8 protein-coding genes and 1 pseudogene are annotated in these 13297 nt (G+C 71.8%); 2 read left to right on the forward strand and 7 right to left on the reverse strand.

Annotated elements, in window-relative coordinates; translation table 11 throughout:
- Nucleotides 1-129 precede the first annotated feature (129 nt).
- The 3 genes and pseudogenes from OJ997_RS24085 to treS all read right to left on the reverse strand — a co-directional run bounded on the left by OJ997_RS24085 (nt 130) and on the right by treS (nt 4152).
- Entirely contained in the window at nt 130-1452 is a 1323-nt protein-coding gene (locus OJ997_RS24085; RefSeq protein ID WP_270027807.1) for an ATP-binding protein, read from the reverse strand.
- 22 nt (nt 1453-1474) lie between these two features.
- Nucleotides 1475-1864, reverse strand: a pseudogene (locus OJ997_RS24090) (SDR family oxidoreductase); the annotation flags it as partial.
- A gap of 50 nt (nt 1865-1914) precedes the next feature.
- Nucleotides 1915-4152 (reverse strand): maltose alpha-D-glucosyltransferase, encoded by a 2238-nt coding sequence (gene treS, locus OJ997_RS24095; RefSeq protein ID WP_372517929.1) that lies wholly within the window; start codon nt 4150-4152, stop codon nt 1915-1917.
- Between the two features lie 128 nt (nt 4153-4280).
- Here treS and OJ997_RS24100 point away from each other — a divergent pair, with 128 nt between their 5' ends.
- Nucleotides 4281-5417 carry an AI-2E family transporter gene (locus OJ997_RS24100; RefSeq protein WP_270027809.1) on the forward strand — a complete coding sequence of 379 codons (1137 nt, stop codon included), beginning with the start codon at nt 4281-4283 and terminating at the stop codon, nt 5415-5417.
- Here OJ997_RS24100 and OJ997_RS24105 read toward each other — a convergent pair.
- A complete protein-coding gene (locus tag OJ997_RS24105) occupies nt 5316-6449 on the reverse strand; it encodes a CaiB/BaiF CoA transferase family protein (protein ID WP_270027810.1) in 1134 nt (377 codons plus the stop codon). The genes OJ997_RS24100 and OJ997_RS24105 overlap by 102 nt on opposite strands.
- 136 nt (nt 6450-6585) lie before the next feature.
- On the opposite strand from OJ997_RS24105, the gene OJ997_RS24110 reads away from it, so the two are divergent.
- Nucleotides 6586-8016, forward strand: coding sequence for a SulP family inorganic anion transporter (locus OJ997_RS24110; RefSeq protein ID WP_270027811.1), 1431 nt, complete (start codon nt 6586-6588; stop codon nt 8014-8016).
- On the opposite strand, the gene OJ997_RS24115 is transcribed toward OJ997_RS24110, so the two are convergent.
- The 3 genes from OJ997_RS24115 to OJ997_RS24125 all read right to left on the reverse strand — a co-directional run bounded on the left by OJ997_RS24115 (nt 7968) and on the right by OJ997_RS24125 (nt 13262).
- Entirely contained in the window at nt 7968-10295 is a 2328-nt protein-coding gene (locus tag OJ997_RS24115) for an arylsulfatase (RefSeq protein ID WP_270027812.1), read from the reverse strand. The two genes, OJ997_RS24110 and OJ997_RS24115, sit on opposite strands and share 49 nt — an antisense overlap.
- 85 nt (nt 10296-10380) lie before the next feature.
- Complete coding sequence (locus tag OJ997_RS24120; RefSeq protein WP_270027813.1) at nt 10381-12585, reverse strand: DUF11 domain-containing protein; 2205 nt, start codon at nt 12583-12585, stop codon at nt 10381-10383.
- Entirely contained in the window at nt 12573-13262 is a 690-nt protein-coding gene (locus OJ997_RS24125) for a L,D-transpeptidase (protein WP_270027814.1), read from the reverse strand. The genes OJ997_RS24120 and OJ997_RS24125 overlap by 13 nt, the downstream gene beginning before the upstream one ends.
- Between the last annotated feature and the right edge of the window lie 35 nt (nt 13263-13297).

Raw genomic sequence — 13297 nt, forward strand, 5'->3', positions numbered from 1 at the left:
CGGACGTCTCGCCGCGCCTGGCGGCCGCCGGCGATCCCGCACGTACCACCAGTATGCGCTGGAATCACCGCCGGACCCAGCCACGACGATCGGGCCCGCTATGCGCACGCGAACTTCCGACTCAGGCCACTAGCGCGCGCCGGTCACGTCGTCGATGACCGAGACCACCAGGCGCTCGCCCTCGTCCAGCAGCGACGCCTTCACCAGCAGCCAGCGCTCACCCATCCGGCACAGCAGCGGCGGCGCGTCCAGCCCGACCAGCAGCCGCCGGTAGGGCAGCTCGTCGAGCGCGAGCGGCGTGCCGTCCGGGCGCACCATCACGACGCGCGAGAAGATGTCCTCGCCGCTGAGCGCGTTGAGCTCCGACGGGCGCTCGACGTCGAACAGCCGCGCCGCGGCCTCGTTCGCGTAGACCAGGCGGCTGTCGGCGTCGCGCACGATCACGGCCTCGCCCAGCACGTCCAGCACGCGCTCGAAGCGGTGGCGGGTGCGGCGCAGCTCCTCGATCAGCTGGGTGCGGGCCAGCGCGGCGGACGCGCGCACGCCGAGCTCGGCCAGGAACCCGACGACCGCCTCCGACGGCCGGGCTCGCGCGGGCAGCAGGCCGAAGTGCAGCAGGCCGAGCAGGCGCTGCCCCTCGCGCAGCGGGATCACGACCCACCAGCGGATGCCGGTCGCGGCCATCGTCGCCGCGTCCTCCGGGCTGGTCGTGAGCCGCTCGATCAGGTCCAGGGTGAGCTCGGAGACGTGCGGCTCGCCGTCCGCCAGAGCGGCGCGCGTGGCGGAGCGCGCGGCGTCGGACCGCGGGCGCAACGTCGCCAGCCAGCGTGAGTGCTCGTCCGAGCCGCCGACACGGCCGGCGAAGCGCTCGGGCGCGCCGTCCGCGGCGATCACGTCGACCGCGCACGCGTCGGCGACCGTGGGCACGAGCAGGTCCACGAGCCGCTCGACCCCCTCCCCCGGCCACGCGCCCTGCGCCATCCGGGTGACGGCGTCCAGCAGCTCGGTCTCGCGCCGCACGTCCGCGCCGCTCTCCGCCCGCTCGGGTCCCAGCACGCCCGGCGTCGCGAACGTCATCGACAGCTCGGTGCCGCCGCCCTGGGCCTCGCGCAGGTCCACGTGCGCCGCGAGCCGGCCGATCGTCGGCAGCCCGAGCCCGAGCCCGGGCGAGTCCGCCCGCGGCTGCATCCCACGCCCGTTGTCGGACACGACGACGGTCAGCTCGTCCGCGGCGGTGCTGACCGTCACGCGCACGACGCCCGGCTCGCGGTCGAGGAAGCCGTGGATGACCGAGTTGGTGACCGCCTCGGTCACGGCGAGCGTGAGATCGACGACGTCCTCCGCGGACGCGCCGTGCTCCTGCGCGAACGTCCGCACTCGCCCTCGGGACAGCGTGACGCTCTCCGGCTCTGCCGGCAGCTCCCAGTGCGCACGGGCCGCCACCGTTGGCATCGGCGCGGGATTCTAGGAACTCCTAGTCGAGCAATGCGCCGCTGCTCACGTTCACGGTCGCCCCCGTCATCGTGCGACCGCGGTCGGAAGCGACGAACGCGGCCACGTGCCCGACGTCCTCGAGCGTCGCCGCGCGACCCAGCAGCGTCGACGCGACCAGGCTCTCCGCGATCTCCGCCTTGCCGTCGAACGCGTCCGGGATCGACTCGGGAACGCCGCCGGAGCGCAGCGTGACGGTGCGGATGCCGTGCGCGCCCAGCTCCACCGCGAGCTGCCGGCGCATCGCCTCGACCGCCGCGAACCCAGTCTGCAGCGCCCCGAGCTGGAACCCGCGCGGCGGGTCGCCGTCACCACCGAAGAACAGGATCACGCCGCCGGTGTCCTGCGTGATCATCTGGCGCGCAGCCGCTCGCGCGGTGAGAAACGTCTGTCAACGACGACGACGGCGTGCCGCCGCGAAACTCATCGCGGCGGCGTGACCAGGAGGCAGCGCCCGGAGTAGCCGCAGATCGTGAGGCTGAACGAGTGCAGGTCGTCGACCGTGCCCAGCTCCTCGCCCGTGAACATGTCCGTCAGCAGCGCGCCGCCGGGCAGGTGCTCGGAGCGCACCGAGCCGGCGATCTCCTCGGCCGAGAAGTTCAGCGCCGTGATCTGCAGCTGCCCGCCGTCGAGCTCGTGGACCATCACCAGCTCGGCCTTGTTGGACACGTCGGGGATGTCGATCTGCTTGGCGGTCGCGATCCCGTGCTGGCCCCGCACGTCGAGGATCCGCCGCAGGCCGGAGGCGAACGACGCCGGGTCAGCGAGCTGCTCGGGCAGCGAGCCGTACAGGGAGCGGCCGGCCGGCATGTGGCCCTCGCTCGACGGGTCGGGGACGCCGCGCAGGTCGTGCCCGCCGCGGTTGAGCCAGCGCGTGTCGCCGTCGGCGATCAGGTCCGCGACCGCCGCCGCGTCGACCGTCAGCATCCCGGAGAGATCCCAGCCGCTGAGCGCGAACACGCCCGGCTGCATGGCGTTGAACATCACCAGCAGCAGGTGGACGTCCTTGATCCGGTCGCGCTCCTCGGGCGTGATCAGCGCGATGTCGCGGATGCCGAGCGTCGCGGCGATCACCGTCGCCGTCGTGCAGGCGATGCCGTTGGTGGTGAACGTGCGGTTGTAGGGCGCGCGCACGCCGGTGAGCCGCGCGTTGAGCGTCTGGCGCACCTCCTCGGCCAGGTCCTCGCCGCGCACCTGCTCCCCGTGCCACTCGAAGCACTGGTCGCGATGGACCGTCGAGAAGTGCACGAGCTCGTGCGTGAGCTCGTCGTGGTTCTGCAGCGCGTGGACTAGTGACGCGGGGTCGATGCCCATGTCCATCGCGAGCCGCAGCGTCAGCCGCAGGAACTCGGTGTCCTCGGTCACCAGCGCGTGGTGGTACGCGGGCCGGTTGACGAAGTCGTAGGACAGGTCGGCGCCCGACTCGCCCATGCTCTTGATGTCGTCCATCGACAGGTTGAGCTCCTGGAAGGAGAACCCGCCCATCTTGCGGATCATCGAGGCGATGAAGTGGTTCGCGGCCTCCGAGAGCGGATGGCCCTCCGACCACGCCGGCTCCTCCTCCGCGCTCTTCTCCGCACCGAGGAAGCCGTTCGCGTCCAGGCGCAGGCCGCCCGCGCCCAGGTCGGCGAGCGCGTGCAGCGCGTCCCCGATCACCAGTCGCATGCCGCTGAAGGACGGATCGAGCCAGTTGATCGAGGGCTGGCCCTCCTTGAAGTAGTGCAGGTAGACCCAGCGCCGCTCGACGCCGTCGACGCCCAGGACGGCCCGCGTGGCCGACCAGTTGGTCTCTTTGATGCCGGGCTCGAAGAAGATCACGCGCTGCAGGCGGCCGATGATGTAGCCGCGGCGCTCGAGCACCGCCTCGGTGTCGGCGTCCAGGTTGATGCTGTCGCGCCCCTCGGGCACCTCGGGCAGCAGGTCCCAGTCCTCGGGCGCGACCGAGACCATGTGGTAGATGCCCGGGTAGTCCTGGTGGCCCATCTCGGCCAGGCGGAAGTCGGCGCCCTTGCCGGTGTGGCCCGGGACGATGTCGTCGATCACCGTGCCCTCGTACTCGGCCGCGGTGGCGCACAGCATCCGGAACTCTTCCTCGGTGCCGAACTCCGGGTCCACGTTCATCGAGATGCGGTCGAAGTGGCCGTCGATCGAGGGCGTCAGGCGGCGCCCGTTCAGGCCGCCGGCGAGCTTGACCGGCCCGGTGTGCACGGCATCGATGCCGATCCGGCGGAACGCCTCCCACAGCCCGCGGTCGGCGAGCGCGGACAGGTACGACTCGCCCTGGCGCGTGACGAAGCTCAGCGGGTAGGCCGTGAACCACACCGACGCGCGCTCGACCGCCGCGCGCGGGTCCGGGTGCGCGAACGGGTTCTGCCACATGCTGCCCGTGCCGGACAGCTGCGTGGCGAGCCGGTTGGCGTCGTAGAGCATCGACTCCTCGACCAGCCACTCGACGTACTCACGGTTGTCGGCCAGCTCCTCACCGCCGCGACGGTCCGCGAGGCGGCGCCGCAACGAGCGGCGTGCCGACGGGCGGAAGCGCTTCGGACGGGCGGGATAGAACTGCTCGTCGTACGTGATGTCGGGAGCCTGGTGCTCCACCGCATCCGCGTTCTCGTCGGGCTCGTGCTGCAAGGCTGGGTGTTCACCGGTGGTCGACATGGCGTTTCCTCTTGGTTGCCCACCTCCGCCGCGCACCATGCGCGAACCTAAAGCAGCCGGGCCCTTAGTAGGTTGTCACCCCGAGGGGATGAGGCGGTATCGCCCGCCGGGCCAGCATCGTGCGACACGTGCGGCCACAGCGCGTCGAGATCGTGATCGGGGTCAAGACCCTCACGACCATCCTCGTCTTCGGCCTGCTGGTCGTCCTGGCGATCCTGTCGCTCGGCACGCTGCTGTCGATCTTCCTCGCGGCGGTGCTGGCGTTCGGACTCGACCCCGTGGTGACACGGCTCGTGCAGCGCGGCTGGGGGCGCGGAAAGGCCGCGCTGCTGGTGTTCGCGGGCCTGTTCGCGTCGGTGTTCACGCTCGTGCTGGTGACCGTCGGCCCCGTGTGGAACCAGATCGAGGAGTTCCTGCGCGCGCTGCCGGAGATGTGGGAGGACCTGCAGGCGACCGACTGGTTCGCGGACGTCTCGAGCACGGCGGGCTTCGACGACAAGGTGCGCGACTGGTTCGCGGACATCGCGAAGGAGCTCCCGGACGCGGCGACCGCGCTGCTCGGCGCCGCCGGCGGCGTCTTCGGCTCGGTGCTGAGCCTCGTGACGCTGACCTTCCTGTCGCTGTTCCTGCTGATGGAGCGCCCGCAGATCACGAGCTGGCTGTTCGGGTTCGCGCCGCCCGAGGCCGAGCAGCGCTGGAGCCCGGTGGTCGAGGAGTCGATCCGCGCGATCTCCTCCTCGCTGCTGGGCAACCTCGCGATCAGCCTCGTCGCGGGCACGATCGCCGGCGTCTCGGCCTGGCTGCTCGGCCTGCCGTTCCCGGTCGTGCTGGCCGTCATCACCGGCCTGCTGGACCTGATCCCGCAGGTCGGCGCGACGGTCGCGGCGGTGATCCTCGTCGCCGTCGCGCTCACCGTCGGCACCGGCGAGGCGGTGATCATGCTGGTGATCCAGCTGATCTACCAGCAGGTCGAGAACTACATCGTCTACCCGATCGTCTACCGGCGGGCGGTGGAGCTGACGGCGTTCACCACGATCGTGGCCGTGCTGATCGCCTCTTCGCTGCTGGGGATCGTCGGCGCGATCCTGGCCGTGCCGTTCGCGGCCGTGATCAAGATCCTGATCCGCGAGGCGAGCGCGCCACGCCGCAGACGGATGGACGCGCTACGTGACGGCCCCAGCGTCACGCAGAGCGGTGACGTCGTCGATGCCCCAGTCGGCAAGGACGGCGTCGGTGTCGGCGCCGGGCTCGCTCGGGGGACCTGAGACCGCCGCGGGCGTGCGCGAGAAGCGCGGCGCGGGCGCCGGCTGGACCTTCCCGTCGACCGTCACGAAGGCCTCGCGCGCGACGTTGTGCGGATGCTCGGCGGCCTCGGTCAGGCCGAGCACGGGCGTGACGCACGCCTCGGCGCCTTCGAGGAGCGCCGCCCACTCGTCGCGGGTCTTAGTGGCGAAGACCGTCGCGAAGCGCGCCTTGTACTCGGGCCAGCGCGGCTGGTCCCACTGCGGGAACGCGTCCGCGTCGAGCTCGAGCCGCCGCAGCAGCTCGGCGTAGAACTGCGGCTCGAGCGCGCCCACGGCCATCCACTTGCCGTCGCGCGTCGCGTAGACCTCGTAGAACGGCGCGCCCGAGTCGAGCAGGTTCGTGCCTGGCGTGTCGTTCCACAGCCCGGCGGCGCGCATGGCGTGGAACATCGTCGCCAGCAGCGCGCTACCCTCGACCATCGCGGCGTCCACGACCTGGCCCTGCCCGGACGTGCGCGCCTCAAGCACGGCGCTGACGACGCCGAGCGCGAGCAGCATCCCGCCGCCCCCGAAGTCCGCGACGAGGTTGAGCGGGATCGGCGGCTTCTCGCCGGTCCGGCCCATCGCGCCGAGCACGCCCGCGATCGAGAGGTAGTTCAGGTCGTGCCCGGCGACGGCGCTCAGCGGCCCGTCCTGGCCGTACCCGGTCATGCGGCCGTAGACGAGCTTCGGGTTGCGGGCGAGCACGTCGTCGGGGCCGAGGCCCAGCCGCTCCATCACGCCCGGCCGGAAGCCCTCGATCAGCGCGTCGGCGCGTTCGCTCAGCCGCAGGATCAGCTCGCGCCCGCCGCCGCTCTTGAGGTTCACCGCCGCCGACCGCCGCCCGCGGTGCATGAAGTTCCACGCGCCCTCGCCGAGCGGATTGCCCGCCCCGCCCGCGCGGTCGATGCGGATCACGTCCGCGCCCAGGTCGGCGAGCAGCATCGCCGCGAACGGGCCCGGCCCGATGCTCGCGATCTCGATCACCTTGACGCCGTGCAGAGGTCCACTCACGGGCGAACCATCCGGGCAGCCGCTGACGCGGCGCCATCGGGGGTCGCTTTGATCATCGCTTCGCGGATGCTCACGCCCGCATTCTCACCCACGCGAGGCGAAGAGGCGTACGCCCGCGGCCGCGCACCATCCGCGGATGCGCAAGGACGCCCTCGCGGGCGTGGCGACGGCGGCGGTCGTGATCCCGCAGTCGATGGCCTACGCGACGATCGCGGGGCTGCCGGTGGAGGTCGGCCTCTACACGGCGCTCGTGCCGCTGCTCGTCTACGCGCTGCTCGGCACCTCGCGGGCGCTGTCGGTCTCCACCACCTCCACCCTCGCCGCGCTCACCGGCGCCGCGGTCGCCACCGTCCCGCCCGATCAGGCGATGGCGGCGACCACGACCCTGGCCCTGCTCGCCGGCGGGCTGCTGCTCGCCGCGGGCGTCCTCAGGCTCGGCTTCCTCGCCGACTTCATCAGCCACCCCGTGCTCGCGGGCTTCAAGGCGGGCACGGGGCTGCTGATCGCGGCGGGCCAGCTCGGCAAGGTGCTCGGCGTTGAGCAGACGGGCGACAGCTTCTTCGCGAAGACGCGCTCCGCCCTCAGCCACCTCGGCGACATCAGCTGGCCGACCGCCGCGCTCGCCGCCGCCACGGTCGCGGGCCTGTTCGCGCTCAAGCGGACGAAGATCCCGGGCGCGCTGGTCGCGGTCGGCGCCGGCATCGTGGTCGGCGCGGCCGGGCTGCTGGACGTTGCGCTCACCGGCACCGTCCCCGGCGGCCTGCCCACGCCCGCCGCGCCCGACCTCGGGCTGATCGGCCCGCTGCTCCCCGCCGCCGCGGGCATCGCGCTGATGAGCTTCGTCGAGTCGATCGCCGCCGGACGCGCGATCGCGCACTCCGACGAGCCGGAGCCGAACGCCGACCGCGAGCTGATCGCGCTCGGCGCCGCCAACTTCGCCGGCGGCGTCTTCCGCAGCCTCCCGGCCGGCGGCGGGCTGTCGCAGACCGCGGTCAACGACACCGCCGAGACCAAGCGCGCCGGAGCGCTGACCGCGCTCGTCACGCTCGCCACGCTGCTGTTCCTCACGAGCGTGTTCGCCGACCTCCCGCAGGCGACGCTCGGCGCGCTCGTGCTCGTCTCCGCCGTCGGCCTGATCCAGCTCGAGCCGTTCCGTCAGATCGGCGAGATCCATCGCCGCGGCGTCGCCCTCGGGCTGCTGACGATGCTGGGCGTCCTCACGCTCGGCGTGCTCCAGGGCGTGCTCGTCGGCGTGCTGGCGAGCATGCTCAGCCTCGTCCACGCGCTCAACCACCCGCAGGTCACGCGGCTGGAGACCGGCGAGATCAAGGTCGTCGGCCCGCTCTACTTCGCGAACGTCCAGCGTGTGAAGCGACGCGTGCTGGAGCTCGACCCGGAGCCGGTGCTCGACATGTCCGCCGTGCATGGCATCGACGTCACCGCCGCGCTCGTGCTGGAGGAGCTCGCGCCGCGCATGCAGGGCCTGAACCCCCAGCCGCGCGAGCTCCTCCGCCGCGTTCAGTCGCGCGCCAACGCGGCCGCCAACTCGCGCTCGACGTCCAAGTAGACGTCGTCGCCGACGTTGACCTCGACCTCGAGGATGCGGCCACCGCTGAAGGCGAAGCCGGCCGGATACTCCTGGCTCACGGGGTCGCTGGAGTCGCGCCCGATCGTGAGCCCCTCACCGCACAGCGCGAAGTGCCCGGGCTGCGTCTTCCACTCGCTCTCGGCGACGACCTCCTCGTCGATGTAGAGCTTGGCCACGCCGAGCGTCTCGTGGTGGTCGCCATGGGACGCCTTCTCGAACTCCACGCCGACCACGTGCCGGCCGGCCGCGAGCTCCTGCCCGGAGACGAGCTGCTGCTCCGGCGGGATGCCGATGAAGTTGTACGCGTACCAGAGCTTGTGGTCCTTGATGAACAGCGAATGGCCGCCGAAGCGCGCGCCCTGGGCGAAGATCACGCCCTCCGCCCCGCCGTTGCCACCGATCTCGACCTCGGCGAGGATCTTGTACGAGCGCCCACGCGTGTTCGCGGCCACGAACTCCGGCACCTCGGTCGTGCCCGGGTAGTAGCGCCACACGCCGCCCGGCGGGATCATGGCCTCGGGCATCACGGCCACGAGCTCGGCGAGCGTGCGGTCGTCGAGCGGGAGCACGTCGTACTTGCCGGCCTCGACGAACCACAGGTCCACCAGCTGCTTGACCTTCTCGGGATGCTCGGCCGCGAGGTCGCGCGCCTCCGCGCGGTCGACGTCGGTGTTGAAGAGCTGCCAGGTCTCGTCGTCGAAACGGCCCGCGCCGAGGTTCGGGCCGCGCTCGGCCACGACCTTCCAGCCCTCGTGCCACAGGGCCCGGGTGCCGAACATCTCGTAGTACTGGATCCGCTTCATGGTCGCGGCGGCGGCGTCGTCGAACGAGTACCGCATCGACACGCCGGGCAACGCCGACTGCTCGTAGCCCTGGACCACGTCCGGGAACTCGACGCCGCAGCACTCGAGGATCGTCGGGACGATGTCCGTGCAGTGGTGGTACTGGTCGCGCACCTCGCCGCGGGCCTTGATCCCCGCCGGCCAGGAGATCACGAGCGGGTCGCTGACGCCGCCCTGGTACGTGTAGCGCTTGAACATCTTGAACGGCGTCGAGAACGCGACCGCCCAGCCGGTCGGGTAGTGGTTGTACGTCGACGGCGAGCCGAGCTCGTCGAGCTGCGTGAGGTTCTGCGCGATGTCGTCCGGATAGGCGTTGAAGACCTTGTTCTCGTTCACCGACCCGTCCGGTGACCCCTCGCCCGAGGCGCCGTTGTCGGCGGCGTAGACGATCAACGTGTTCTCGAGCTGGCCGGACGCCTCGAGGTAGTCGACGATCCGCCCGACCTGCGCGTCGGTGTACTCGCTGAAGCCCGCGTACACCTCGGCCATGCGGCTGAACAGCCGCTGCTCGTCGGCGGACAGCGTGTCCCACGGGCGCACCTGATCCGTCGCGATCATCTGCCCCTCGGGCAGCGGGTTGATCGGCGTCAGCTCCGTGCCCTCCGGCAGGATCCCGCGCTCGACCATCCGCGGCAGCACCCAGTCGCGGTAGGCCTCGTAGCCGTCGTCGAACTGCCCCTTGTACTTGTCGATGTACTCCTGCGGCGCGTGGTGCGGGGCGTGGTTGGCGCCGGGGCAGAACCACATGTACCAGGGCTTGTCGGGGTGCGACTGCTTGGAGTCGCGGATGAACCCGAGTGCCTTGTCCGCGAGGTCCTTGGAGAGGTGGTAGCCCTCTTCCGGGGTCGCCGGCTGCTCGACGTAGTGGTTGTCCTCGGCGAGCGTCGGATACCACTGGTTGGTCTCACCGCCGAGGAAGCCGTAGAAGCGATCGAACCCGCGCGCGAGCGGCCAGTGCTTCTTGGAGCCGCCCATCGCCCAGTCCTCGAGCGGCACGTTGTGGTTCTTGCCGACCCAGAACGTGTTCCAGCCGTTCTCCCGCAGCACCTCGGCCATCGTCGCGTTCTCCATCGGGATCATCCCGGTGTGCCCCGGGAAGCCCTGCGCGCCCTCGGCGATCTGCGCGAAGCCGTTCTGATGGTGGTTGCGCCCGGTCAGGAAGCACGAGCGCGTCGGCGAGCACAGCGCGGTCGTGTGCCACTGGCTGTAGGTGAGCCCGTTCGCGGCCAGGCGGTCGAGCGTGGGCATGTTGATGCGCCCGCCGTACGCCGACCAGGCCGCGAGCCCGGTGTCGTCATAGAGCACGACGAGCACGTTGGGCGCGCCGGCCGGCGCGGGCTCGTCCCGGAACGCGTCCCAATCCATGACGGAGTCGCGGACATCGAGGTTGATGACACCCTTGAACGGCCTGGCCACGATGCGTTTTCCCTTCGTCTCTTGATGTCCACTGCGGTCTATCGAGCGTCGAGGTGGGCGGGGGTCACCCGCGTGGAGTGACCCGTCATCCGGTGAAGCGCGGCGCGGTCGGGGCGGACACGATCACCGTCGCCTGGGCGAGGTTGTTCGCCAGGTCGGGGTCGTCGCTGGCGCTGGACACGGCGACCTGGTTGACGCGGCGCCCGGGATCGCCCGCGACGGCGTCGACGGTGATCACGGCCTGCCCGCCGGGCCGCAACGTCCCGAGCGAGCAGTTCGCCGGTCGCGTCCCGGTGCAGGTGCCACGCGTCGAGGACAGGCGCAGCTCAGCGGTGTTCGGCGGTTGCAGCTCGCTGACCACCACCTGCAACGCCGGGTCCGGGCCGCGGTTGACGACCGTGATCGTGTACTGGACGGCCTGCCCGGGGCGTGCCGACCGCGGTGCGGCGCGCTTGGTCACCGCCAGGTCCGCGTTCGGGCCGTCGGCGGGGAGCACCTGGCCCTGGTCCGGTGTCGGAATCGGCGGGACCGGCGCCGGCGATGGCGACGTCGTCGGGACCGGCGATGGTGGCGCCGGGGTCGGGGTCGGCGTCGGCGTGGGTTCCGGGGGCGTCGGTCCCACGGTGATGAAGCGGTTGATGAACGTGCAGTCCTTGCGCGGGTCCGCGCGGGTCAACCGCACCTGCGTGCGGCCCTGCGCGTTCGGCACCGGGCTCCCGTCGCACAGCACCGCTTCGAGGCGCCAGAAGCCCTCGTCCGTCACTTGGCGCCCCAGCTCGCGGATGTCGTAGACGCCGAGCGGCAGCGCGGTCGTGTCGTCGCCCGTCGCCGTGACGGGGACGACCTGGCGCTGCACCCGGGCGCGCTGACGGTGGGTCACCGTGTTGTCGCCCCGCGGCGAGATCTGGAAGAACGCCGTGCCGATGTTGCCGATCGCGACCTTGCGGATGCGCAGCGCCCCGGACGGGATGAACTCGTTGGTGAACTCGCACGCGACGCCTTCGCCCGCGCCCACCCTGAAGCGCACGGGCTCCAGCGGGTCGAACGCGCGGCCGTCGCACGACGCCTTCGCCGGCCGCCAGCGGCCCTCGGCGGTCCGTGCGGGTAGGCGTTCGGTCACCGTGTAGGCGCCGGGAGATCCCGCGAGCGGCGCGCCGGCCACCGGGACGCCGATCCGGGTCGTCGCGATCGTCTGGCTCCCGCTGTCAGGCCCGCTGATGTCGAAGCGGAAGCTGCCGACGCCGCCGAGCGTGCGCTTGACCAGCTGCAGCCCCGCGGCGGGCGGGGTCAGCCGATTCGTGTACGTGCACGTGACCGTGTCCAGCGCGCCCAACGTCACCCGCGCCTCACCCGAGGCCACCGACGTCACGGACGTGCTCGCGCCGGTCGCCGACACACACGCGAGGCCGCTCAGCGACCAGCCCACCGGGACCTCCTCGGTGAACGTCCACGGCTGGTTCGGATCAGCGGCCCGGTAGAACGTCTCTTCGGCGGGCCGGCCGTCGGAGGCCGACAGCGTGAAGTGATGGTCCTCCGTGTAGGAGATGTTGCCGGTGAAGCCGAAGTCCTGGGAAGCGGTGGCGTCGGGGTCGTCGACGACCTTGCGGACGATGATCGTCCCGCTCGTCGGCGGCGGCTCGACGTAGTACGCGTAGCAGAGGACGTGCCTGACGCCGTTGGGGTAGGCGATGAACTCGACGTTGTCGCCGTTGAGGTTGTCGACCGCGCACCGCAGCGCCGCGAAGCCGTACTGCTGCGGGTAGACCTTGTCGAGCACCGGGTCGTCGACCGCGCCGCCCTGCAGCCACAACGATTGGTACGCCTGTGAGCGCTGCGCCTGGTCCCCCGTCAACGCCACCGTGACGGCGCCCGGGAGATCGACCCCGACCGGCGCGCCGACGCGGTCGAGCAGCGGCGTCGAGGCCTGCGTGAGGATCGGCGTGGCGTACGGGTTGGTGACCTTCGAGAGCGACCCCCAGGTCCCGTTGACGGCCTGCGTCTGGTAGCCGGTGCCCAGCACGAAACGCCAGTTCACGAGCGGGCGGCACCGCGGCTGGCCCTCGATCTCCTTGGCGGCGGAGATCAGCTCGCCGTTCACGTAGAGCGTGTCCGCGCCGAGGTCCTTCAGGCTCTCCTGGATGTCGTTGCGCGCGAGGTTGGCGCGCACCGCGTCGTAGCTCGGGCACGCCCGCGCGGCGTAGGTCACCAGCCGCTGCTGCTGCGCGCCGGCGGCCGGCGTGAGCACCGCGGCGCCCACGATCGCGACGGCCAGGACTCTCAATGCACCCATATCGGCGTCCCCAGTGGGAGGCGACGCACCAGCGCGGCGACGTCGCGGTTGGCGAGGCGCACGCAGCCGTGCGATGGCCGCCCCGGGATCAGGTCCGGCCGGTCCGTGCCGTGGATCCCGACGACTCCACCGCCGGGCCAGTCCGAGAGCGCCGAGTACGCGCTCGTGCCGATCGCCCACGGTCCGTAGCGGGCGCCGTCACCGCGCAGCTTCTCGCGCACGTAGAAGCGTCCGGCCGGAGTCGGCGTGCCCTGCGCGCCGACGCCCACCCGCGCCGTCCAGACGACGCGGCCGTCCCGGCGCAGCCAAGCGCGCAGGCGCGTCCGGTCGATCTCGAGCGCCGTCCGCACGACCCGCAGGCGCGAGAGGTACGCGCGCGGAACCCAGCCTCTCGAGCCGTTCGGCCGGCGCGGCAGCCGCAGCTCGATCCACCGCCGGCCGTCGGCGCCGACCCGGTCGCGCAACGCGAGATACAGCTCGGGGCGACCGTCCTCGGTGAGCGCGCGCAGGCGCACGACCCGTCGCGCCGCCGTGCTGGGCGCGCTCCGCGCCCAGCCCAGCCGCTCGGGGTACGCCCAGCGGCTCAGCGTGTGCTCGTCCGACAGCCGCTCGGCCTGCGCAGGCTGAGTCCACGCCACCGTGGCCACGACCGCCAATGCCAGCGACGCCCTCCTCATCGCCCGGCGAAGTCTCCGTGGTGGCGGGGTGAGTG

Origin of the sequence: Solirubrobacter phytolaccae (assembly GCF_027587195.1) — a bacterium.
GTDB classification, from domain to species: Bacteria; Actinomycetota; Thermoleophilia; order Solirubrobacterales; family Solirubrobacteraceae; genus Solirubrobacter; species Solirubrobacter phytolaccae.